Raw genomic sequence first — 22,419 nt, 5'->3', positions numbered from 1 at the left:
CCTCAGAGCATCTTTTCCAGTCCGATCATTCCCGCGACCCAGGCGTTCAGGCGTCGCCACAGGCTGCCCGGCTCGTGGCGCAGGACCTGGGGCCGGCCGTCGCGTTCGTCGATCCAGACCAGCTTCGGCCGGCTACCGCTGCGGTCGATGCGCACCTGGTAGCTGACGCTCGGCGCCATGCCCTCCAGCGCCAGTTGGCGGACCTGCTCGGCCAGCAGCGGACTGTCGACGATGACCCCGACTTCGGTGTTCCACAGGATCGAGCGCGGATCGAAGTTGAACGAACCGATGAATACCTTGCGCCGGTCGAAGACCATCGCCTTGCTGTGTAGGCTGGCGCTGCTCGATCCGTGCAGGCGCCAGGGCGCGCCGCTCAGCGGCTGGTCGGGATTGGCGCGCAGCTCGTAGAGCTTAACGCCATGCTCAAGCAGCGCCATCCGATAGGGCGCGTAGCCGGCATGCACGGCGGGCACGTCGGTGGCTTCCAGGGAGTTGGTCAGCAGGCGCACGCGGACGCCGCTGTCGGCCTTGCCGGTGAGGTAGTTGAGACCGTCCTTGGCCGGAACGAAATACGCCGAGACCAGGATCAGTTCCTTCTGCACGCCCTTGAACAGGCCCGCCAGGTGCGGACTGAGCAATAGGTGCGGGTCGGGCTCGCCGCGGCTCAATACCTTCAGCGGCGCATCCCAGATCGCCTCGGCGCGGGCCCAGGTGAGATTCTCCAGCCAGTTGCCCAGGCGTGGCTGGTCGCCGCGGTCGAACAGGTGGCGGATGTAGCCGGACTCCTTCACCGACTCCTTGCGCAGGTAGCGCTGCAACTTGCGTCGGGCCGACTCCAGTTCGCCGGGATAGGGCGCGCGCCAGAGGAAATCCTCGATCGGCCGGCTGATGGCGCTGTTCCAGTACTGGTCGAAGCTGTGCGAGAGCTGGTTGGCGATGGGGCCGACGCCGAGCAGGTCGAGGTCGGTGAAGTTCATCTCCGGCTTGGCGTTGAAATACTCGTCGCCGAGGTTGCGTCCGCCTACGATGGCCGCCGTGCCGTCGGCCAGCCACAGCTTGTTGTGCATGCGCCGGTGTTGCTGGGACAGGTTGAACAGGCGGCCGACGCCTCGCGTGATGCCGGTGGCGCGGCCCAGGTGCAACGGGTTGAACAGGCGCACCTGGATGTTCGGATGGGCGGAGAGCACACCGATCTCGTAGTCCCAGCCATCGCTGGCGGTGTCGTCGATGAGGATGCGTACCCGCACGCCACGGTCGGCTGCCTTGAGCAACTCGTAGGCGAGGGCGCGCGTGGTCAGTCCGTCGTGGACGATGTAGTACTGGATGTCGAGGCTGCGCTGGGCTGCGCGAATCAGCGCCGCGCGGGCGACGAAGGCATCCTCGCTGGCGCCCAGGAGGTGGAAGCCGGACTGGCCGGGGTGGTCGCGTCCCTGGATTTCGGCCTGCCTGGCCAGCCAGGTACCCTCGGCGGGCAGTGCCGACGACGGTTGCGGCGGAGGAGTGCTGGCGCAGCCGGAGAGGGCCAGGAGGGCCAGCAGGAGGAATCGGCGAAGCAAGGATATCTCCCGTGGAAACTCGAACGACCGGCTCATCCCGGTCGTGCGAATTCTAGGAGTTTTCCTCGGAAGAGCGATGCCCCGCCTGATTTTTTCAGAATCCACCGAGCCTCGGATGGGCTCAGCTACCGAGTTTTTCCTTCAGCCGGTACCAGGCCATGCCCAGCGCCAGCAGTGGCGAGCGCAGCAGCTTGCCGCCGGGGAAGGTGATGTGCGGCACCTTGGCGAACAGGTCGAAGCCGTCGCTCTGCTGGCCGCCGATGGCTTCGGCGAGCAACTGCCCGGCGAGGTGCGTGGCGTTCACCCCGTGTCCGGAATAGGCCTGGGCGAAGTACACGTTGGGCTGCCCCGGCAGGCGGCCGATCTGTGGCAGGCGATTGGCGCCGATGCCGATCATGCCGCCCCATTGGTAGTCGATGCGGACGTTCGCCAGTTGCGGGAATACCTCCAGCATCTTCGGCCGCATGTAGGCGGCGATGTCGCTGGGGTCGCGGCCGGAATAATGGCAGGCGCCACCGAACAGCAGGCGGTTGTCGGCGGAGAGCCGGTAGTAGTCGAGGGCCACGCGCTGGTCGCACACCGCCATGTTCTGCGGCAGCAGTTGGCGGGCCAGTTTCTCGTCCAGCGGTTCGGTGGCGATCACGTAGCTGCCGGCCGGCAGTACCTTGCCGCCGAGCAGCGGGTTGAGGTCGTTCATGTAGGCGTTGCAGCCCAGCACCAGGGTCTTCGCCCGCACTTTGCCGGTGGCGGTATGCACCTGGACTTCCGTGCCGTAGTCGATCCGCGTCACCGGCGAGCGCTCGAACAGGCGGACGCCCAGCGACTGGGCAGCGGCGGCTTCGCCGAGGACCAGGTTGAGCGGGTGCAGGTGGCCAGAGCCCATGTCCACCAGGCCGCCGACGTAGCGATCGGAGCCGACCACGCTGCGCATCTCCGCGGCCGGCACCAGGCGCATCTCGTGGCGATAGCCGAGGGCCTGGAGTTCCTCCATGTCCTCGCGGAAGCCCTGGTAGTCGCCGGGCTTGTTCGCCAGGTCGCAGTAGCCCCAGCGCAGATCGCAGTCGATGGCGTACTGCTCGACCCGGCGACGGACGATCTCCACCGCCTCCAGGCCCATCAGCTTGAGTGCCTTCACGCCGTCGGCGCCGATCACCGGGAGGAACTGCTCGACGTCATGGCCGACGCCGCGGATCAACTGGCCGCCATTGCGTCCACTGGCGCCCCAGCCGATCCGGTGCGCTTCCAGCAGGACCACGGAGAAGCCGCGCTGGGCCAGTTCCAACGCCGTGTTCACTCCCGAGAAGCCGCCACCGACGACGCACACGTCGGCCTGTTCTTCGCCGGCCAGGGGAGGGCACTCGATGCGTCGGTTGAGCGTGGCGGCGTAGTAGGAGGGGGCGTGTTGGGCGGTATGCACCGGCTGGTGAACGCGGGCGTTCATGTGTGAAATCCTGATTATTATGTGTGGAAAATTTGACGGAGCATAAACGTCAGTCGAGGCGCTCGCCAAGGGCGAAAAAGGAAAAAACTGCGAGGTGTTGCGGGGATCGTGTACAGAAAAGACGGTGTTTCCCGTCTATGCCGGGAGTCCTGGCGGACTCCCGGAAAGTGCCTTGGGTCAATCCGGAACCGGTAGGTCGAGCGATTCCTTGACCTCTTCCATGACGATATAGCTCTTCGACTCGCGTACGTGCGGCAGTTTCAGCAGGATGTCGCCGAGCAGCTTGCGGTAGGACGCCATTTCCGAGATGCGAGCCTTCACCAGGTAGTCGAAGTGGCCGGACACCAGGTGGCATTCCAGCACATGGGGCAGCTTGAGCACCGCCCGGCGAAACTCTTCGAAGGTATCGCCGGACTTGTAGTCCAGGCTGATCTCGACGAACACCAGCAGGCTGGCCTTCAGATGCTGCGGATTGAGCCGGGCGTGATAGCCCATGATCAGGCCTTCGCGCTCCAGGCGGCGCACGCGTTCGGTGCAGGGTGTGGTCGAGAGGCCGACGCGTTCGCCCAGCTCGGTGAAGGAAATGCGACCTTCCTCCTGCAGGATGCGGAGGATGTTGCGGTCGATCTTGTCCAGCTCGCGCTTGCTCTGATGCTGGGTACGCATGGATGGAGGCTCCCCGTCTGGCTCGGAAAATCCGGAAATTTTCCGCCAATATAACGTCGAAAGCAGGGAAAAACACTGGCCAGGGAAAACGCCTTGATCTTGCACGAGGGCCCCGCCACCCTTGGCCGGGTCGGCAACGGACAGAGGTAGGACATGCGTTTGCGCAGAAGGACGACGTTGCTGCTGGTATTTGCAGTGCTGTTGCTGCTGGCGTTCGGCTACGGCTGGCATGCCTGGCGCAGCCTGTTGCGCGAGCAGGGTGTCGAGCGCCTGGAGTGGCAAGGCCTGGGCCTGTCCGCCGAAGGCATCGGGCTGCGACGGCTGGCGCTGGAGCGGCGCGGCGCGGATGGCGCCAGCCTGCGACTGGACGTGGAACACGCGCTGCTGCGCTGGCCCGGGCTGTCGGGTTGGCGTCCGCGTCTACCCGGCCTGCGCGTGGAGCAAGTGGCGCTCGCCTGGCAACCGGCTGCCGCGAGTTCCGACGACGACTCCGCTGCGCTGGACTGGACGTCCCTGCGCGAGACCCTCGCCTGGCTGCCGGAACAGATCCACCTCGAACGCTTCCATCTCGACCTGCCTTGTCCCGCCGGCCGCTGCGAGCAGGACGGCGGACTGGACATCGGCCGCCCGTCGGGAGCGCTGTTTCCGCTGGCTGCGCAACTGCGCCTGCAACAGGAGGCGCAGCAGGCCCAGCTCGACGCCCAGCTCTTCGAGGAGCCTACCGGTTGGCGCCTGCGGACGCGCGCGCAACTCGACCGGCAGGCGCTGCTGACGCTGGACAGCCAGCTCGCGCCGTCCGATGGCGACGGCCTCTGGCAGGGGCGCCTGGAGGCGCCCGGCCTGCCGGACACCCGTGGCCTGGTGGTCTGGCTCAATCGCTGGTTGCCGGAAGCCCAGCGCCTGCCCGACGCACCGCAAGCCCTGCGTCTGCAAGCGGACTGGACGATCCGCCTGGCGCCTGGCAGCGACTGGCTGGAGCCGCGCCGGGTGCTCGACGGCGGTGGCTCGGCGGCGCTGCTGGTGCAGGCTCCGCAAGCCTGGCCGCTGCCCGGTCTGGGTAATGTACAGGGCGAACTGCAAGTCCAACTGGATGGAGACGAGGGCGCCTGGTTGCCACGCCAGCTGCGCAGCGACTTGCGCCTGAGCCAGTTGCACGGCGAGTGGTTGCAGGCGCTGCCGGCCGAGTTGCGGCCGAGCGCGCTGGGCTTGCGCAGCGAGCCGCTGGAGCGCGATGCCGATAGCGTCACCGCGTTGCGCCTGGCGTTCACCAGCGAGGGCGCGAGTACGCTGAAGCTGGAGACGCGGCTCGACCTGCTGGGCATCTCGCCGTGGGCCGCCAGGCTGGTGGAGGGTCGCTTGCAGGTGGACGCGCCGCGCCTGCAATACCTGGGCTGGAAAGCCGAGCGACTGGTTGCGGAGATTCCCCTGGAGGGCCGGCTGGACGGGCAGCGCGCCAACCTCTCCTTCGGCAGGGGCGCGCGGTTGCAGGCGGCGTCCCTGGCCGAGCCGTCGACGCTGCACCTTGGCCAGCCCCGCCTCGACCTCGCCGGGGCCGCTCTCGAACTGGCCTACCAGCCGCTGGCGCTGCATTTCGCCGGGCCGCTGCAGGCGCAGGTCGGACAACTCCGCCAGGCCAACCTCAAACCGTTGGCCTGGACCTTCGAGGGGCCGCTCGACACCACCCTCGAGCGCACCAGCCTGAAGGGACGGCTGAGCAACGGCGCGGGGTTGGCGGCGGACATCCAGCTGCAGCGCGACGCGAAGACGCCCCTGGCGCTCTCCGCCAGGCTGGCCGAGGTGTTCTTCCGTACCGGCAATCCGCTGGCCGCGACCCTCGCCGACTGGCCGGGGCTGCTCGAACTGGGCAATGGGCGAGCGACCGCCGCGGCCGGCTGGAAGCTCGATGCGGCGGGCGCCTCGTCCCTCGACCTGGACCTGACCCTGAAAGGCCTCGACGGTATCTACGACCGCAGCGAGCTGAAGGGGCTGGGCGGCAGCCTGGCCTTGCGCCTGCGTGGCGGTCAGTTGAGCCTGGACAGCCCCGGCCTGAGCCTGGCCGAGGCCAATCCCGGCCTGCCGCTGGGGCCGGTGAGTTTCCGCGGGCGCTATGAGGCCCCGCTTTCCGCGCCGGGCAGCGGCCGTTTGAGCTGGCAGACGTTGCAGAGCGGCCTGTTCGGCGGGCAGGCCTCGGTCCCCGCGGGGAGCATCCGCCTGGGTCAGGCTGAGCAGAAGTTCGCCTTGCGTATCCAGGGCATACAACTCGGCGAGATTTTCCGGGTCTATCCGGCGGAGGGCCTGGCCGGCGAAGGCGCCCTGGACGGCGAGCTGCCGCTGATGCTGAACCGCTGGAAGCCCAGCGTCTCCGGCGGCCAGGTCAAGGCCCGCGAGCCCGGCTACCTGCGCTTCCGCTCGGCGAAGATCGAGGCGCTGGGGCGCAGCAACCCGGGGATGAAGCTGGTCGCCGATGCCCTCGACGATTTCCACTACGACGTCCTGCAAAGCAGCGTCGATTATCATGAGAACGGCAAGCTGTTGCTCGGCCTGCGCTTGCAGGGCAGCAACCCGGACCTGGAGAAGGGGCGCCCGGTCAACCTCAACGTCAATCTGGAGGAGGATATCCCGGCACTGCTGACCAGCCTGCAACTGAGCGACCGGGTCAGCGAAACCATTCGCCAACGTGTGCAGGAGCGCATGCAGAAACGCAAGGCTTCGGCGCCATGAGCCATACAGGAGAACCCCCGATGCGCCTCTGCGCTCTATTCGCTGTCCTGCTGCTGGGCAGCCTGACGATGGCCTGCACGCCCACCGTGCAGCTGGCGGCTCCCAGCGAGCCGATCAACATCAATCTCAACGTGAAAATCGAGCACGAGATCTACATCAAGGTCGACAAGGCTCTGGACGGCATCATCAACGAGAACAGCGGCCTGTTCTAAAGGAGCGGATCCATGACAACCCGTAGCAAACTCGGTATCGCCCTGCTGGCCCTCGGCATCAGCCTTTCCGCCATGGCGATGGACCTCGGCCAGGCCATGTCGGCCCTTGGCGGCGCCAAGGCCCAGGGCCTGGTCGGCGAGCAGGCGGACGGCTACCTTGGCGTGGTCAGCAACAGCGGCCAGGCGGCGGACATCGCCGCGCAGATCAATGCCGCGCGGCGTGCCGAATACCAGAAGGTGGCCAACAGCAGCGGCGCTTCGCTGGCCGACGTGGAGGCCATGGCCGGCAAGAAGGCGATGGAGAGAACCCCTGCCGGGCAGTACGTCCAGGTCGGCGGCAAGTGGGTGAAGAAATAGCGCGAAGGCTCCGCGAGCGCTCTGGGACGCTGCTCCGGTCGCAAGGGCCGGGCAGTGTCCGCGGAATTTTTCCTGTCGCGAGCGGTTCCTTCAGGGACTCCTGCCGTTTTCCATGGCTTCTGCGACAGGCTTTCCCGAAAAAGCGACTCCCGGCCTGAGTTCGATCATTTAAATATGCGGTATTTTTCCAGTTTTATGGTGGATGCGCCTCGGTAAAACCCCTAATTGTCCGGTTTTTTACCTGAGTAACCGCCTAAAATTGGTGATTATTTCTGCCTGCCTCTTCCTATACTGCGCGCATCTACACGCTCAAAATAACAAACGTCCGCGGTTCCTCCGCGACGTGGGAGGCGACAATGCGAGTTCTGGTCCTTGGCAGCGGTGTCATCGGTACCGCCAGTGCGTATTACCTGGCCCGTGCCGGGTTCGAGGTGGTGGTGGTCGACCGTCAGGACGGTCCCGCGCTGGAAACCAGCTTCGCCAACGCCGGCCAGGTGTCTCCCGGCTACGCTTCGCCCTGGGCAGCCCCGGGCATTCCCCTGAAGGCCATGAAGTGGCTGCTGGAAAAGCACGCGCCGCTGGCCATCAAGCTCACCTCCGATCCCAGCCAGTACGCCTGGATGCTGCAGATGCTGCGCAACTGCACCGCCGAGCGCTACGCCGTGAACAAGGAGCGCATGGTCCGCCTGTCCGAGTACAGCCGCGATTGCCTCGACGAACTGCGCGCCGAGACCGGCATCGCCTACGAGGGCCGCACCCTCGGCACCACCCAACTGTTCCGCACCCAGGCGCAGCTGGACGCCGCCGGCAAGGACATCGCCGTGCTCGAGCGCTCCGGCGTGCCCTACGAGGTTCTCGACCGCGATGGCATCGCCCGCGTAGAGCCGGCCTTGGCCAAGGTCGCCGACAAGCTGGTCGGCGCTTTGCGCCTGCCCAACGACCAGACCGGCGACTGCCAGCTGTTCACCACCCGCCTGGCGGAAATGGCCAAGGGCCTGGGCGTGGAGTTCCGCTTCGGCCAGAACATCGAGCGCCTGGACTTCGCCGGCGACCGCATCAACGGCGTGCTGGTCAACGGCGAATTGCTCACCGCCGACCACTACGTGCTGGCCCTGGGCAGCTACTCGCCGCAACTGCTCAAGCCGCTGGGTATCAAGGCTCCGGTCTATCCGCTGAAGGGTTATTCGCTGACCGTGCCGATCACCAACCCGGAGATGGCGCCGACCTCGACCATCCTCGACGAGACCTACAAGGTGGCGATCACCCGCTTCGACCAGCGCATCCGCGTCGGCGGCATGGCGGAAATCGCCGGCTTCGACCTGTCGCTGAACCCGCGCCGCCGCGAGACCCTGGAAATGATCACCACCGACCTCTATCCCGAGGGCGGCGATATCAGCCAGGCGACCTTCTGGACCGGCCTGCGCCCGGCGACCCCGGATGGCACCCCGATCGTCGGCGCCACCCGCTACCGCAACCTGTTCCTCAATACCGGCCACGGCACCCTGGGTTGGACCATGGCCTGCGGGTCGGGTCGCTACCTGGCCGACCTGATGGCGAAGAAGCGCCCGCAGATCAGTACCGAAGGCCTGGATATTTCCCGCTACAGCAATTCCCCGGAGAACGCCAAGAATGCCCATCCAGCGCCAGCACACTAACGAGCGTATGAGCCAGATCGTCGTCCACAACGGCACCGTCTACCTGGCGGGCCAGGTGGGCGAGGACATGTCCGCGGGCGTCGAGCAGCAGACCCGCGAGACCCTGGCGGCCATCGAGCGTCTGCTGGAAGAGGCCGGCACCGACAAGACTCGGATCCTCTCGGTGACCATCTACCTGAAGGACATCGACGCCGACTTCGAAGGCATGAACCGCGTCTGGGACCAGTGGCTGCCGCGCGGCGTCGCGCCGGCGCGCGCCACCGTCGAAGCCAAGCTCTGCGAGCCGGAGATCCTGGTAGAGATGTCGGTGGTCGCTGCGCTGCCCTGAGTTTTGTCTGGCCCGGCCGGAGAGCCGGGCTTTTTTTCGCCTGATGAAAGGTGCGCGATGCCGCACCTCGCTGAAGAGAGACCCGTCGCCATGCGCCCCGCCCGTGCCCTGATCGACCTGCAAGCCCTTCGTCACAACTATCGGCTGGCCCGCGAGGCCACCGGCGCCCGTGCGCTCGCGGTGATCAAGGCGGACGCATACGGCCACGGCGCAGTGCGCTGTGCCGAAGCGCTGGCGGCCGAGGCCGATGGCTTCGCCGTGGCCTGCATCGAGGAGGGCCTGGAGCTGCGCGAGGCCGGTATCCGCCAGCCGATCCTGCTGCTGGAGGGCTTCTTCGAGGCGTCCGAGCTGGAGCTGATCGTCGCCCACGACTTCTGGTGCGTGGTGCATTGCGCCTGGCAATTGGAGGCGATCGAACGCGCCAGCCTGGCCCGCCCGCTGAACGTCTGGCTGAAGATGGATTCGGGCATGCACCGCGTCGGCTTCTTCCCCGAGGACTTCCGCGCCGCCCACGAGCGCCTGCGGGCCAGCGGCAAGGTGGCGAAGATCGTGATGATGAGTCACTTCTCCCGCGCCGACGAACTGGATTGCCCGCGCACCGAGGAACAGCTCGCCGCCTTCGCGGTCGCTAGCCAGGGCCTGGAAGGCGAGATCAGCCTGCGCAATTCGCCAGCCGTGCTCGGCTGGCCGAAGGTGCCCAGCGATTGGGTACGTCCGGGCATCCTGCTCTACGGAGCCACGCCGTTCGAGCGCGCACATCCGCTGGCCGACCGCTTGCGCCCGGTGATGACCCTGGAATCGAAGGTGATCAGCGTCCGCGACCTGCCGGCCGGCGAACCGGTCGGCTACGGCGCGCGCTACAGCACCGAGCGTAGCCAGCGCATCGGCGTGGTCGCCATGGGCTACGCCGATGGCTATCCGCGCCACGCCGCCGACGGCACCCTTGTGTTCATCGACGGCAAGCCGGGGCGCCTGGTTGGCCGGGTATCGATGGACATGCTCACCGTCGACCTTACCGACCATCCCCAGGCCGGGCTGGGCAGCCGGGTCGAACTATGGGGCCCGAACGTGCCGGTCGGCGCCCTGGCGGCGCAGTTCGGCAGCATTCCCTACCAGCTGCTGTGCAACCTGAAAAGGGTGCCGCGCGTCTATTCCGGGGCTTGAGAAAAACTTTCCGAATTCTTTGCGCAGGCATGTCGACCGATCTGTTGTAAATACTGAACAGTGTTGCCATGATACGGCCGACTTGGGGTCGCCAGCCGTGTGCGGCCTCGTTTTGCCTTGCCTGCCAGAAGAATAAGGAGGACTCCACCCTTGGACGTCGGTGCTCGTCTGCAAACCATCCGAAAGCTCAAAGGTCTTTCCCAGCGCGAACTCGCCAAACGGGCGGGTGTCACCAACAGCACTATCTCGATGATCGAGAAAAACAGCGTGAGCCCTTCCATCAGTTCGCTGAAGAAGGTGCTGGGCGGTATCCCCATGTCCCTGGTGGAGTTCTTCTCCCTGGACCTGGAGCAGGACAGCCATACCCAGGTTGTCTACAAGGCAGACGAACTGATCGACATTTCCAGCGGCGCGGTGTCCATGCGCCTGGTGGGCAAGGCGCACCCGAGCCGGGCGATCGCCTTCCTCGACGAAACCTACCCGCCGGGCTCCGACACCGGCGAGGAAATGCTCAACCACGAAGGCGAGGAGGCCGGCGTGCTGGTCGACGGGCGCCTGGAACTGACCGTCGGCAGCGAGACCTATGTGCTCGAGCGCGGCGACAGCTACTATTTCGAGAGCAACAAGCCGCACCGTTTTCGCAATCCCTACGATGTGCCGGCACGCTTGATCAGCGCCACCACGCCCGCAAATTTCTGACCTGAAGCACAAGACCCCGCCGGGCCCGAAGGGCGCCGGCCGACAAGGGGCATGCGGGGCTGCGACCTAATGCCGCAAGGCTTTGCGAGGGTGTGCAATTGTTTCTGCCGGGCTTTCTTTGCCGTTATACTTGCGCCCGCCCGCGCGGCCCGCAGTGATCGGTATCGTGCCCGGGTGTGATAAGCCACGATGAGGGTGTAAGGGTGAACCTGATTAAAAAAATGCTGGCGGCCCAAGCTGCCGTGTTGGCCCTGTGGGCTGTAAGCGCTCAGGCTACGACCACTGACGATGCGATCGCCAAGCGCCTCGAGCCGGTAGGCAAGGTCTGCGTACAAGGCAAGGAATGCGAAGGCGTCGGCGCCGTCGCGGCAGCCGCCGGTGGCGGCGGTGCGCGTTCCGGCGAAGACATCGTCGGCAAGACCTGCAACACCTGCCACGGCACCGGCCTGCTGGGCGCGCCGAAGGTTGGCGACAAGGCCGAGTGGGGCAAGCGCGCCAAGGAGCAAGGCGGCCTCGATGGCCTGCTGGCCAAGGCGATTTCCGGTATCAACGCCATGCCGCCGAAAGGCACCTGCGCCGATTGCTCGGACGACGAGCTGAAAGCCGCGATCAAGCATATGTCCGGTCTGTAACAACGCCGGGACAGTGTCGCGAAAAGCCGCCTCCTGGCGGCTTTTTCGTATCCGCGGTGCGGGTTTTTCCCGCTGGCGGATCGTCCCGCCGGCAAACAGGGTCCAAACTTCCGGCTACCCATTCGCCGGAGGGCATCGTCTTGAGCCGAACCTGTTCCATCGACGCCGCAGTCGATCACTTGCTGCAGACCATCGAGGGCCCGATTCGCATGGGCCTGCCCCTCGGGCTGGGCAAGCCCAACCGACTGGTCAATGCGTTGTACCAGCGCCTGCGGACCCTGCCGGAGCGCCAGCTGACGCTGTATACCGCGCTTTCCCTGGGGCGTCCCGCCGCTGGCGGCGACCTGCAACGGCGTTTCCTCGAGCCTTTCGCCGAACGGGTCTTCGCCGACTACCCGGAGCTGGATTACCTGCACGCCCTGCGCCGCGACGAACTGCCGGCGAACATCCGCGTCGAGGAGTTCTACCTGCAGCCCGGCAGCCTGCTGGACAGCGCGCCGGCGCAGCAGCACTACATCAGTTGCAACTACAGCCACGTCGCCCGCGACATCAATGCCAAGGGCGTCAACGCGGTGGCCCAGCTGGTGGCGCGGCATCCCGAGCGGCCGGGCAAGCTGAGCCTGGCCTGCAACCCGGATATCACCCTGGACCTCCTGCCGATGCTGGAGAAGCGTCGCGCCGCTGGCGAGACCATCGTCGCCATCGGCGTGGTCCACGATGACCTGCCCTACCTGCCGGGCGACGCCGAGGTCGAGGAGTCGGTATTCGACCTGCTGATCGACGCGCCGGCGGAAAGCAGCCGGCTGTTCTCCACGCCGAACATGCCGGTCAACCTGCAGGATCACTGTATCGGTCTCCACGCCAGCGCGCTGGTGCGCGACGGCGGCACCCTGCAGATCGGCATCGGCTCGATGGGCGACGCGCTGACCGCCGCCCTGCTGCTGCGCCAGCGCGACAACGCCACCTACCGGGCGTTGATCGACGAGCTGGGTGTGCGTGCGCGCTGGGCCGAGACGATCGAGCGCGACGGTGGCCTGGAGCCGTTCCGCCGGGGGCTTTACGGTTGCAGCGAGATGTTCGTGCCGGGTCTGCTGGCGCTGGCCGAGGCCGGCGTGCTGAGCCGCCGGGTCTACCCCGACGAAGCGCGGCAGCGTGCCGCCGAGCGCGGTGAGGCGCCGGTGGAGGGCGGGGTGTGGCTGCACGGCGGCTTTTTCCTCGGTCCGTTGGCGTTCTACCGGCGCCTGCGCGAGATGTCGCTGGAAGAGCGCGCCGGGATCGGCATGACCGGCATCGGCTTCGTCAACAACCTGTACCGCCAGGAAGAGCTGAAGCGTCTGCAGCGGCGCGACGCGCGCTTCATCAACAGCGCCTTCACCGTGACCCTGCTCGGCGCCGGGGTCGCCGACCAGTTGGAGGACGGCCGGGTGCTCAGTGGCGTCGGCGGGCAGTACAACTTCGTCGCCCAGGCTCACGAGCTGGAGGGCGCACGTTCGATCCTGATGCTGCGTAGCTGGCGCGAATCCGGCGGGGAGGTCAGTTCGAACATCGTCTGGCAGTACGCCCACACCACCATTCCCCGGCACTTGCGTGACATGGTGGTGACCGAGTACGGGATCGCCGACCTGCGCGGCAAGAATGACGCGGAAGTGATCGCCGCGCTGCTGGCCATCGCCGACTCACGCTTCCAGCAGGCGCTGGCCGAGCAGGCCCAGTCGGCCGGCAAGCTGCCGAAGGATTTCGTCCTGCCCGAACGCTATCGCAACAATACCCCGGAGCGCCTGCAGGCCTTGCACCAGGCCCACGCAGCGGCGCTGCCGGAGTTTCCCCTGGGCAGCGATTTCGACGAGGTCGAGCAGGACCTGCTGCGGGCGCTGGGTTGGCTCAAGCGCAAGCTGAAGCTGAGCGAGATCCTCGAACTGGGCAAGGCGACCCTGGATGCGCCGGAGCCAGAAGCCTACCCGGCGCATCTGCGGCGCATGGACCTGGACGATCCGCAGGGGCTTCGCGAGGAACTCTACCAGCGCTTGCTGCTGGCCGGCCTGCGAGCCAGCCAGGAAGAGCGGGGCTGAGTGGCGCTCAGTCGAGGAACTCGACCTGACCGCCGGCCAGCGATTTCACCCGGGCCAGGGACTCGACCCGGTAGCCTTCGCTTTCCAGCAGGGCGCGGCCATCCTGGAAGGATTTCTCGATGACGATGCCGAGCCCGGCGATGCTCGCGCCGGCCTGGCCGATCAGGTCGATCAGCGCCTTGGCGGCATGGCCGTTGGCGAGGAAGTCGTCGATCACCAGCACGTGGTCGTGGGCGTTCAGGTGCTTGGCCGAGATGGCGATGGTGCTCTCGGTCTGCTTGGTGAAGGAGAACACCTTGGAGATGTACAGGTTGTCCTTCAGGGTCAGCGACTGGTACTTGCGGGCGAAGATCACCGGGACGCCCAGCTCCAGGCCGGCCATGACCGCCGGGGCGATGCCGGAAGCCTCGATGGTGACGATCTTGGTGATGCCCTGGTCGCGGAAGCGCGTGGCGAACGCGTGACCGACCTGCTGCATCAGCTGCGGGTCGATCTGGTGGTTGAGAAAGGCGTCGACCTTGAGTACGTGCTCGGAAAGGACGATGCCTTCCGAGCGGATTTTGTCTTTGAGAATGTCCACGGGTGGCTTCCTGCGAAGCGGCTGTCGCTGATGAAGCGCGGCATTGTACCGCCAGCCGGCGCCGCGCGCGACGTTCTCTCGGACGAGCGAACATGATCGAGCGGTCAGGAATCCGCGCCTGCCCGGCGCGGCCCCGTGGCAGGCGGGCCGCGCCGCTGCCGGCTCATTTCAGCAGGTTGTTCACCAGTAGCGTCTCGACGTCCTTGAAGCGCCCGCTGAGCACGGCCTTGGCGGCGTAGAGCGCGGTGTCGGCGACCTGGCCGAACTCGATCTTCGGCGGCATCACCAGCTCCGCAGGGTTGGTATGCACGTCCAGCAGCGCCGGACCGGGCTGGGCGAGGAACTCCTGCACCGCCGCCTCGAGCTCCTCGGAGCGCGTCACCCTGCGTCCGTGGAAGCCGATCACTTCGGCGAGACGGGCGAAGTCCGGGTTGAGCAGGTCGGTGTAGTTGTCCAGCAGGCCCTCGACCTTCTGTTCCAGCTCGACGAAGTTCAGCGAGGCATTGTTCAGCACCACTACCTTGATCGGTAGTTTTTCCTGGATGGCCGTCAGCAGGTCGCCGAGCAGCATGGCCAGGCCGCCGTCGCCGGAGATCGAGATCACCTGGCGCTCGGGGTAGGCCTTCTTCAGTCCCAGCGCCTGGGGCATGGCGTTGGCCATGGTGCCGTGGACCAGGCTGGTGAGGGTGCGGCGCTTGCCGTTGCTGTGGATGTGACGCAACAGCCAGACCATCGCCGAGCCGCCGTCGGCGGTGAACAGGGCGTCCTCGCTGGCGTGCTGGTCGAGCAGGCTGACCAGGTGCTGCGGATGGATCAGCTCGCCCTTGCCGGCTTGCTCCTCTTTTTCCAGCGTCCGCAGCGAGCGCTCGCGGTGCTCCAGGCACTCGTCGAGGAAGCTGCGCTCCTCGCGGGCTTCGAGCAACGGCAAGAGCGCCTCGAGGGTGGGGATCACGTCGCCGACCACGCCGAGATCGATGGGGTGGCGGCGGCCCAGGTGACTGCCATCGCGGTCGACCTGGATCAGGGTGGCCTTCTGCGGATAGAACTGCGCCCAGGCGAAGTCGGCGCCGAGCAGCAGGAGGGTGTCGCACTCGGTCATCATGTGGAAGCCGGACTCGATCCCGAGCATACCGGTCATGCCCATGTTGAAGGGGTTGTCGTACTCGACGAAGTCCTTGGCCCGCGACGTGTGCGCGATGGGCGCCTTGAGGCGGTCGGCGAGGGCCACCAGCAGGTCGTGGGCGCCCTGGCAGCCGGAGCCGGCGTAGATGCCGATCTTCTTGCCGTGGGCCAGCAGGCGGGCGACGTCCTGCAGTTCGGCGTCGCTGGGGCGCAGCACCGGTTGCGGGAAATGCACCGAGAACGGCAGGTCGTCCTTCACCGTGGCCTGGCTGATGTCGGCCGGCAGGATCACCACCGCCACGCCGCGCCGGTTGAGCGCCGCCTGGCAGGCCAGGGCCACCACCCGGCGCGCCTGTTCCGGGCTGTGCACCTGCTCGCAGAACACCGAGCAGCTGGCGTAGACCGCCTTGAAGTCGACCTCCTGGGGAAACTCCATGCCCAGTTGCGGGGTAACGATCTGGCTGGCGATCAGCACCATCGGCGCGCGGTTGCGCTGGGCCTCGTAGACGCCGTTGATGAAGTGCAGGCTGCCCGGTCCGCAGGAGCCGGCGCAGGCGGTCAGGCGTCCGCTGATGTAGGACTCGGCGCCCGCGGCGAAGGCCGCCGCTTCTTCGTGGCGCACGTGGACCCACTGGATCTGGCTGCGATGGATGGCGTCGGTGACATGGTTGAGGGTGTCGCCGACGATGCCATAGCAATGGCGGACGCCGGCGGCTTCCAGGGTTTCCACGACGATCTCGGCGACTTTCTTGCTCGACATGAAGCTGTCCTCGAATGGAATTCGTTAGCTAGCTAATTTTGGTCGCGCGTGGAGCGGCAAAAGTTCCTCGCCCGAGGCTAGGCATCGGGCAAGACACTTTTGTGAAAATCGAGACAGTCGAGGCGCGGCGGGCTCAGCGCTTGAGCATGGCGCGGATGTCGGCGAGGGCGGCGTTGCCCTTGGCCGCCTTGACCTCTTGCGGGGCGTCTTCCATGCCTTCCCATTCGAGGTCTTCGGGGGGCAGTTCGTCGAGGAAGCGGCTCGGCGAGCAGTCGATGATCTCGCCGTATTGCTTGCGCTTGGCGGCGAAGGTCATCGCCAGGTTCTGCCGCGCGCGGGTGATGCCGACGTAGGCCAGGCGGCGCTCCTCTTCCACCGTGTCGGCCTCGATGCTGGAACGGTGGGGCAGGATCTCTTCCTCCATGCCCATGATGAACACGTAGGGGAACTCCAGCCCCTTCGACGCGTGCAGGGTCATCATCTGCACGCCTTCGGCGCCTTCCTCTTCTTCCTGCTGGCGCTCCAGCATGTCGCGCAGGACCAGCTTGGCGATGGCCTGCTCGATGGTCATGTCGCCTTCCTCGTCGCGCTCGAGGGTGTTCTTCAGTGCCTCGATGAGGAACCAGACGTTGCTCATGCGGAATTCGGCGACCTTGTCGCTGGAGGCGTTCTGCCGCAGCCAGTTCTCGTAGTCGATGTCCATCACCATGCTGCGCAGCACGGCGATCGGCTCGTTCTCCGCGCACTGTCGGCGGATACCGTCCATCCAGCGCTTGAAGCGTTGCAGGCGTTCGTGGAAACGGCTGTCGAGGTGCTCGGCCAGGCCCATCTCGTCGCAGGCGGCGTACATCGAGATCTTGCGCTGGGTGGCGTAGTTGCCGAGCTTCTCCAGGGTCGCCGAACCGATTTCCCGGCGCGGCACGTTGATCACCCTGAGGAAGGCGTTGTCGTCGTCGGGGTTCACCAGCAGGCGGAAGTAGGACATCAGGTCCTTCACTTCCTGGCGCCCGAAGAAGCTGGTGCCGCCAGAGAGCCGATAGGGAATCTGGTGGTGCTGGAGCTTCAGCTCCATCAGCTTGGCCTGGTGGTTGCCACGGTAGAGGATGGCGAACTCGCTGTACGGCCGCTCGGTGCGCAGGTGCAGGGTGAGGATTTCCATGGCGATGCGCTCGGCCTCGGCGTCCTCGTTGCGGCAGCGGATCACCCGGATCGGATCGCCGTGGCCCATCTCGCTCCACAACTGCTTCTCGAATACGTGCGGGTTGTTGGCGATGAGGACGTTCGCGCACTTGAGGATGCGGCTGGTGGAGCGGTAGTTCTGCTCCAGCATCACCACCTTCAGCGAAGGGAAGTCTTCCTTCAGCTGCATCAGGTTTTCCGGACGCGCGCCGCGCCAGGCGTAGATCGACTGATCGTCGTCGCCGACCACGGTGAACTGGGCGCGGTCCTTCACCAGCAGCTTGACCAGCAGGTACTGGCTGGCGTTGGTGTCCTGGTACTCGTCCACCAGCATGTAGCGCACCTTGTTCTGCCACTTCTGGAGGACGTCCGGATGTTCCTGGAACAGCTTCACCGGTTGCAGGATCAGGTCGTCGAAGTCCACCGCGTTGTAGGCGCGCAGGGTGCGCTGGTAATGCAGGTAGACGATCGCGGCGGTCTGCTCCTTGGGGTTGCGGGCCTTTTCCAGCGCCTCCTCCGGAAGGATCAGGTCGTTCTTCCAGGCGCCGATGTAGTTCTTGATCTCGTCGACGCCGTCGTCCCCGGAATACTCCTTCTGCATGATGTCGGTCAGCAGCGCCTTGATGTCCGACTCGTCGAAGATCGAGAAACCGGGCTTGTAGCCGAGCCGTTCGTGTTCCTTGCGGATGATGTTCAGGCCGAGGTTGTGGAAGGTCGAGACGGTCAGGCCCTTGCCCTCGCCGCCGCGCAGCAGGGTGCCGACGCGCTCCTTCATCTCCCGCGCGGCCTTGTTGGTGAAGGTCACGGCGACGATGTACTGGGCGCGGATACCGCACTGCTGGACGAGATAGGCGATCTTGCGGGTGATCACGCTGGTCTTGCCGGAGCCGGCGCCAGCCAGGACCAGCAGGGGACCGCCGACGTAGTTCACGGCTTCTTGCTGCCGGGGATTGAGTCGGGACATAGGAACAGGCCGGAAGAGAGGGTTGAAGCGGGGGCGTATTCTAACAGGCTGGCTGGCATCCGCGAGAATTAGCGTGCAAGCTGTGACCGATCCCGAGATCGTTCACGCCATTTTGCTGTAGATTCCCTACCGCATTAGGATGATGCCGTTCGTTCTTTACGAAGATTCTTAAAACTTTGGAGGTTGCTTGTCAGCGCCCGCAGAACCCTTGCGCCTGCTCCTTCTGGCGGATACGCCGGACTGGGCGCCACTGCTAGGTGAACGCCTGAGAGCGCTGGGGCCTGCCTTTTCGCTGAGCATCGTCACCACCTGGGAGGGCGCGGCCACCCTGTTCGCCGCCGAGCCCCGGGGGCTGCTCCTGGCCACGCCGGCCTGCCTGCCGCTGGGGACTCCCTGTCCCTGGCCGGTGATCCTGCTGTTGCAGCAGGAGCCGGCGCAGGCGCCGGTTGGGGTGGTCGACTGGCTGGCCGCCGAACAGCTTTCCGAGGACAGCCTGCGCCGCTGCCTGCGCTACGCGCGCGAGCGCCTGGGTTTGCAGGCGACCCTGCAACTGCTCGCCGAGCAGGATCCGCTGACCGGCATCGCCAACCGCCAGGGCTTCCAGACCCTGCTCGCGGCGCGCCTCAGCGAATTCGACGGGCGTGGCCTGGTGCTCGGCCACCTCGACCTGGACAACTTCCGTCACGTCAACGATTCCCTCGGCCACCAGGGCGGCGACCGCCTGATCCTGCAGGTGGTCAACCGCCTGCGCGGCTTCATGGAGAACGGCGACAGCCTGGCGCGCCTGGGCAGCGACGAGTTCGCCCTGCTGCTGGACACCCGTCGCGATCCGCAACGCGCCGAGCGGGTCGCCGAACGCATCGTCGAATGCCTCGGCGAGCCCTACTGGATCGATGGCGAGAGCCTGTTGCTGGGTTGCAGCCTGGGACTCGCCCATGCCCGTGCCGACGAAGGTGCCGACCCGCTGATGTGGCATGCGCACATCGCCATGCAGCAGGCCAAGAGCCGCCAGGGTTGCACCTTCCATGTCTTCGACGAACGCATCAACCGTGGCGTGCGCAGCCTCGCCGACCTCGAAGCCGAACTGCGCCGGGCGCTGCGTCGCGACGAGCTGGAGCTGCACTACCAGCCGCGACTGTGCCTGGACAGCGGGCGCATCGTCGGCCTGGAGGCGCTGGTGCGCTGGCGCCACGGCGAGCGGGGCCTGCTCACGCCCAGCGAGTTCGTCCCGCTGGCCGAGGAGAGCGGGCTGATCGTGCCGCTCGGCTACTGGGTCATCGCCCGCGCCCTGCGCGACATGCAGTGGCTCAACGGGCGCGGCCTGGAGCCGTTGCACATGGCGGTGAACCTGTCGTTCCGCCAGTTCCAGGACAGCCAGTTGCTGCCGACCCTGCAACGGTTGATCGAAGAGCACGGCGTCGACGCGCGCTGGCTCGAGTTCGAACTGACCGAGACCGCCGTGATGCGGCGCAGCGACCAGGTGCTGCAGACCATGCAGGCGCTCGGCCAACTGGGCGTGCGCTTTTCGCTGGACGACTTCGGCACCGGTTTCTCGTCCTTCGTCCACCTCAATAGCCTGCCGATCACCCTGTTGAAGATCGACCGCAGCTTCGTCGGCGGCATGGACCAGCGGGCGGAAAACTTCCAACTGGTGCGGGCGATGATCAACCTGGCGCACAACCTCAACCTGGAAGTGGTTGCCGAAGGCGTGGAGACCCTGCGCCAGCAGGAGCAGTTGCGCGATTTCGGTTGCGACCAGGTGCAGGGCTACTGGATCAGTCCGCCGCTGCCGCTGGCGGAACTGGCGCGTTTCCTGGGCATCGGCGAGCGCTCGGCGCACCGCGGCCAGCCGCTCGGCAATTGAGCGCCGACGTCTCGCTGGCCGTGGCTTTCGGCAGCAACCGCGCGGTCTTCCACTCGAAGGCCAGGGTCAGGCCGATGGCTGCGCAGGCCAGGCCGCCGGCCAGCCCCCACCAGACGCCCGCGGCGCCCCAGCCGGCCGCGAACGCCAGCAGGCAGGCCAGCGGCACGCCGACCAGCCAGTAGCAGGCCAGGCCGACCAGGAAGGTGGTGCGGGCGTCCTTGAGACCGCGGATCGCGCCCATGGCGACGTTCTGGGTGCCGTCGAACAGCTCGAACCAGGCGGCGATCGCCAGCAGCGAGACGGCCATCGCGGCCACCTCCCGGTTGGCCGGGGCGTCGCGGTCGAGGAACAGGCCGATGATGGCCTCCGGCATCCACCAGAAGAGCCCGGCGAAGAGCAGCATGCACAGCGCGCCGAAGCCGATGCCGACACGCCCGGCGCGGCGTGCTTCGAGCAGGCGGCCGGCGCCGAAATGCTGGCCGATGCGGTAGGTGGTGGCGTACGACAACCCCACCGGCACCATGAACGCCACGTATACCGCCTGGATGGCGATCTGGTGCGCGGCCAGGGCGTGATCGCCGATGATGCCCATGCACAGGGTGGCGACCGTGAACATCCCCGACTCCACCGCGTAGGTGCCACCGATGGGCAGCCCCAGGCGCAGTATCTCCTCGACCATCGCCCGCTGCGGCCGTCCCAGTCCGCGCAGCAGCGAGTACTCGGCATAGGCCGGCTGCAGGCGGATATACAGGGCCAGCAGCAGCGGCATGCAGTTCATGACGAGGGCGGTGACCAGGCCGATACCGGCCAGGCCCAGGCGCGGCAGGCCGAACAGGCCTTCTATGAAGGAATAGTTGAGAGCCAGGTTGGCCAGCGCGCCGAGCACGCTGATCGCCATCACCGGGCCGGCGCGGTCGATGGCGCTGGTGAAGCCGCGCAGGACCATGAAGGCCATGTAGCCGGGCAGGGCGAATGTCAGGCTGTGGAGGAACTGCATGGCGCCGTCCACCGTCTGCGGCGCCTGGCCGAAGACCAGGAGCAGCGGCCGCAGGTTCCATAGCAGCAGGCCGGCGGCCAGGGCCAGCGCGGCGCCGACCCAGAGTCCGGAGCGAGCGGCCGCGGCGGCGCCAGCGGCGTCGTCGCAGCCGTGACGGATCGCCACCAGGTTGCCGACCGCTGCCACCACGCCGACACAGAACGTCGAGACGAAGGCGTAGCTGACCGCGCCCAGGCCGCCGGCGGCCAGCGCGTCGGGGCCGAGCTTGCCCATCATCACGGTGTCGGTGAAGACCATGGCGACATAGGCCAGCTGGGCGGCGATCAACGGGCCCGCCAGGCGCAGGATGGCTTTGAGTTCGACGAGGGATGGCGAGGACATGGATGAGTAAGGCTCAGGAGGAGATGGTTGCCGCGATGGCCTGTCGGCGTTGAGAATGCGGCTATTCTCGGTGCGACTGGCATGGCTCCACAAAAGGAAAAACAAGATGCCAGGCATGAGTAAAAGTCATGAAAGAGGTAATTCCCCAATGACCCGTCGCCTGCCCCCGCTGTATGCCCTGCGCGCCTTCGAGGCTGCCGCCCGGCACGCCTCTTTCACCCGCGCCGGCGAGGAACTGGCGATAACCCAGAGCGCGGTGAGCCGGCACATCCGTACCCTGGAAGAGCACTTCGGTTGTCGTCTGTTCGAGCGCCATGGCCGCCAGTTGCAGCTGACCGAGCCGGCACGCCTGCTACTGCCCGGGCTGCGCGACGGCTTCGATGCGCTGGAACGGGCCTGCACCGCCCTGCGTGTGGACGACGCCACCCTGCGCCTGAAGGCGCCTTCCACCCTTACCCTGCGCTGGCTGCTACCGCGCCTGAGCCGCTTCCGCCACCTGAACCCGGATATCGAGGTGCAGCTCACCAGTGCCTGGATGGATGTGGACTCGGTGGACTTCCAGCGCGAGCCTTTCGACTGCGCGGTGTTGCTGGGCAGCGGCCAGTTCAGCCCGGAATGGGAAACGGCAGCGCTGTTCGCCGAATGGCTGGTGCCGGTCTGCGATCCCGACGAGGCCGTGGAGCCCTGGACCCTCCAACGCCTGCGTGACAGCGAGTTGCTGCACCCCACGCCGGATCGTCGCGACTGGCGACGCTGGCTGCAACGGACCGGGCTGGGGGAGGAGGTGTCGCTCAAGGGCGGCCAGGTGTTCGACACGCTGGAACTGGGCATCGTCGCCGCCGCGCGAGGCTATGGCGTGTCCATCGGCGACCTGGTGATGGTCGCCGAGGATGTCGCCCAGGGCCGCATCGGCCTGCCCTGGCCGGTGGCGGTGGCCAGCGGCGAAAGCTATCACCTGGTCTGGCCTCGCGCCCGCAGGGGACAGGAACGCTTCCAGCGATTGCGCGACTTCCTCCTCGCGGAGGTGGCGGCGATGCGTCTGCCCGTCGTCGAGCGGCTGGCGTGACGCCGC

18 protein-coding genes are annotated in these 22,419 nt (G+C 66.6%); 11 read left to right on the top strand and 7 right to left on the bottom strand.

The window, feature by feature from the left end; all coding sequences use genetic code 11:
• Positions 1–2: 2 nt before the first annotated feature.
• The 3 genes from AT700_RS27640 to dadR form a co-directional block, all read right to left on the bottom strand.
• A complete protein-coding gene (locus AT700_RS27640) occupies positions 3–1,592 on the bottom strand; it encodes a phospholipase D family protein (RefSeq protein ID WP_004347289.1) in 1,590 nt (529 codons plus the stop codon).
• A gap of 85 nt (positions 1,593–1,677) precedes the next feature.
• Complete coding sequence (locus tag AT700_RS27635; RefSeq protein ID WP_003098280.1) at positions 1,678–2,997, bottom strand: NAD(P)/FAD-dependent oxidoreductase; 1,320 nt, start codon at positions 2,995–2,997, stop codon at positions 1,678–1,680.
• Positions 2,998–3,174: 177 nt separating this feature from the next.
• Positions 3,175–3,663: a transcriptional regulator DadR gene (dadR, locus tag AT700_RS27630; protein WP_003096535.1), complete on the bottom strand. Its 489-nt coding sequence runs from the start codon at positions 3,661–3,663 to the stop codon at positions 3,175–3,177.
• Between the two features lie 153 nt (positions 3,664–3,816).
• On the opposite strand from dadR, the gene AT700_RS27625 reads away from it, so the two are divergent.
• The 9 genes from AT700_RS27625 (at position 3,817) to AT700_RS27585 (ending at position 13,500) form a co-directional block, all read left to right on the top strand.
• Positions 3,817–6,384 carry a YdbH domain-containing protein gene (locus AT700_RS27625; RefSeq protein WP_023085871.1) on the top strand — a complete coding sequence of 856 codons (2,568 nt, stop codon included), beginning with the start codon at positions 3,817–3,819 and terminating at the stop codon, positions 6,382–6,384.
• Between the two features lie 20 nt (positions 6,385–6,404).
• On the top strand, positions 6,405–6,596 hold the full coding sequence (locus AT700_RS27620; RefSeq protein WP_003096523.1) for a YnbE family lipoprotein: 192 nt from the start codon (positions 6,405–6,407) through the stop codon (positions 6,594–6,596).
• Positions 6,597–6,608: 12 nt separating this feature from the next.
• Positions 6,609–6,953, top strand: a complete 345-nt coding sequence (locus tag AT700_RS27615; RefSeq protein WP_003098276.1) for a YdbL family protein — start codon at positions 6,609–6,611, stop codon at positions 6,951–6,953.
• Positions 6,954–7,309: 356 nt separating this feature from the next.
• Positions 7,310–8,608 (top strand): D-amino acid dehydrogenase, encoded by a 1,299-nt coding sequence (gene dadA / locus AT700_RS27610; RefSeq protein ID WP_003098274.1) that lies wholly within the window; start codon positions 7,310–7,312, stop codon positions 8,606–8,608.
• Positions 8,583–8,936 (top strand): RidA family protein, encoded by a 354-nt coding sequence (locus tag AT700_RS27605; protein WP_003098273.1) that lies wholly within the window; start codon positions 8,583–8,585, stop codon positions 8,934–8,936. The genes dadA and AT700_RS27605 overlap by 26 nt, the downstream gene beginning before the upstream one ends.
• 90 nt (positions 8,937–9,026) lie before the next feature.
• Complete coding sequence (gene alr, locus AT700_RS27600; RefSeq protein WP_016254045.1) at positions 9,027–10,100, top strand: alanine racemase; 1,074 nt, start codon at positions 9,027–9,029, stop codon at positions 10,098–10,100.
• 150 nt (positions 10,101–10,250) lie between these two features.
• Positions 10,251–10,799, top strand: coding sequence for a cupin domain-containing protein (locus AT700_RS27595; protein WP_003096513.1), 549 nt, complete (start codon positions 10,251–10,253; stop codon positions 10,797–10,799).
• A gap of 203 nt (positions 10,800–11,002) precedes the next feature.
• On the top strand, positions 11,003–11,431 hold the full coding sequence (locus tag AT700_RS27590; protein WP_003096511.1) for a c-type cytochrome: 429 nt from the start codon (positions 11,003–11,005) through the stop codon (positions 11,429–11,431).
• A 209-nt stretch (positions 11,432–11,640) separates the two neighbouring features.
• Positions 11,641–13,500: an acetyl-CoA hydrolase/transferase C-terminal domain-containing protein gene (locus tag AT700_RS27585; RefSeq protein ID WP_003123719.1), complete on the top strand. Its 1,860-nt coding sequence runs from the start codon at positions 11,641–11,643 to the stop codon at positions 13,498–13,500.
• A gap of 7 nt (positions 13,501–13,507) precedes the next feature.
• Here the strand turns inward: AT700_RS27585 and AT700_RS27580 are convergent, their stop codons facing one another.
• The 3 genes from AT700_RS27580 to rep form a co-directional block, all read right to left on the bottom strand.
• Entirely contained in the window at positions 13,508–14,080 is a 573-nt protein-coding gene (locus AT700_RS27580) for a xanthine phosphoribosyltransferase (RefSeq protein ID WP_003110452.1), read from the bottom strand.
• 163 nt (positions 14,081–14,243) lie between these two features.
• Positions 14,244–15,962 (bottom strand): thiamine pyrophosphate-dependent enzyme, encoded by a 1,719-nt coding sequence (locus AT700_RS27575; protein WP_048521740.1) that lies wholly within the window; start codon positions 15,960–15,962, stop codon positions 14,244–14,246.
• A gap of 133 nt (positions 15,963–16,095) precedes the next feature.
• Positions 16,096–18,105, bottom strand: a complete 2,010-nt coding sequence (rep, locus tag AT700_RS27570) for a DNA helicase Rep (RefSeq protein ID WP_003110454.1) — start codon at positions 18,103–18,105, stop codon at positions 16,096–16,098.
• A gap of 187 nt (positions 18,106–18,292) precedes the next feature.
• Between rep and AT700_RS27565 the strand changes: the two genes are divergently transcribed.
• The gene (locus tag AT700_RS27565) at positions 18,293–19,969 is read left to right on the top strand and encodes a putative bifunctional diguanylate cyclase/phosphodiesterase (protein WP_003121292.1); all 1,677 of its coding nucleotides are present in this window, start codon (positions 18,293–18,295) and stop codon (positions 19,967–19,969) included.
• On the opposite strand, the gene AT700_RS27560 is transcribed toward AT700_RS27565, so the two are convergent.
• Positions 19,881–21,347 carry a NorM family multidrug efflux MATE transporter gene (locus tag AT700_RS27560; RefSeq protein WP_003457845.1) on the bottom strand — a complete coding sequence of 489 codons (1,467 nt, stop codon included), beginning with the start codon at positions 21,345–21,347 and terminating at the stop codon, positions 19,881–19,883. The two genes, AT700_RS27565 and AT700_RS27560, sit on opposite strands and share 89 nt — an antisense overlap.
• Positions 21,348–21,495: 148 nt before the next feature.
• Here AT700_RS27560 and AT700_RS27555 point away from each other — a divergent pair, with 148 nt between their 5' ends.
• Positions 21,496–22,413: a LysR substrate-binding domain-containing protein gene (locus AT700_RS27555; protein ID WP_003098255.1), complete on the top strand. Its 918-nt coding sequence runs from the start codon at positions 21,496–21,498 to the stop codon at positions 22,411–22,413.
• Positions 22,414–22,419: the final 6 nt, after the last annotated feature.

Source organism: Pseudomonas aeruginosa, assembly GCF_001457615.1.
In the GTDB taxonomy this organism is placed as follows: domain Bacteria; phylum Pseudomonadota; class Gammaproteobacteria; order Pseudomonadales; family Pseudomonadaceae; genus Pseudomonas; species Pseudomonas aeruginosa.
The sequence above is the reverse complement of the archived record's forward strand: the minus strand, read 5'-3'. Positions and strand labels throughout refer to the sequence as shown.

What these genes read in the sequence shown, in the direction of transcription:
- AT700_RS27640 (WP_004347289.1), bottom strand. Translation starts at nt 1,592, where the DNA reads ATGAGCCGGTCGTTCGAGTTTCCACGGGAGATATCCTTGCTTCGCCGA.
- AT700_RS27635 (WP_003098280.1), bottom strand. Translation starts at nt 2,997, where the DNA reads ATGAACGCCCGCGTTCACCAGCCGGTGCATACCGCCCAACACGCCCCC.
- dadR (WP_003096535.1), bottom strand. Translation starts at nt 3,663, where the DNA reads ATGCGTACCCAGCATCAGAGCAAGCGCGAGCTGGACAAGATCGACCGC.
- AT700_RS27625 (WP_023085871.1), top strand. Translation starts at nt 3,817, where the DNA reads ATGCGTTTGCGCAGAAGGACGACGTTGCTGCTGGTATTTGCAGTGCTG.
- AT700_RS27620 (WP_003096523.1), top strand. Translation starts at nt 6,405, where the DNA reads ATGCGCCTCTGCGCTCTATTCGCTGTCCTGCTGCTGGGCAGCCTGACG.
- AT700_RS27615 (WP_003098276.1), top strand. Translation starts at nt 6,609, where the DNA reads ATGACAACCCGTAGCAAACTCGGTATCGCCCTGCTGGCCCTCGGCATC.
- dadA (WP_003098274.1), top strand. Translation starts at nt 7,310, where the DNA reads ATGCGAGTTCTGGTCCTTGGCAGCGGTGTCATCGGTACCGCCAGTGCG.
- AT700_RS27605 (WP_003098273.1), top strand. Translation starts at nt 8,583, where the DNA reads ATGCCCATCCAGCGCCAGCACACTAACGAGCGTATGAGCCAGATCGTC.
- alr (WP_016254045.1), top strand. Translation starts at nt 9,027, where the DNA reads ATGCGCCCCGCCCGTGCCCTGATCGACCTGCAAGCCCTTCGTCACAAC.
- AT700_RS27585 (WP_003123719.1), top strand. Translation starts at nt 11,641, where the DNA reads ATGGGCCTGCCCCTCGGGCTGGGCAAGCCCAACCGACTGGTCAATGCG.
- AT700_RS27575 (WP_048521740.1), bottom strand. Translation starts at nt 15,962, where the DNA reads ATGTCGAGCAAGAAAGTCGCCGAGATCGTCGTGGAAACCCTGGAAGCC.
- rep (WP_003110454.1), bottom strand. Translation starts at nt 18,105, where the DNA reads ATGTCCCGACTCAATCCCCGGCAGCAAGAAGCCGTGAACTACGTCGGC.
- AT700_RS27560 (WP_003457845.1), bottom strand. Translation starts at nt 21,347, where the DNA reads ATGTCCTCGCCATCCCTCGTCGAACTCAAAGCCATCCTGCGCCTGGCG.
- AT700_RS27555 (WP_003098255.1), top strand. Translation starts at nt 21,496, where the DNA reads ATGACCCGTCGCCTGCCCCCGCTGTATGCCCTGCGCGCCTTCGAGGCT.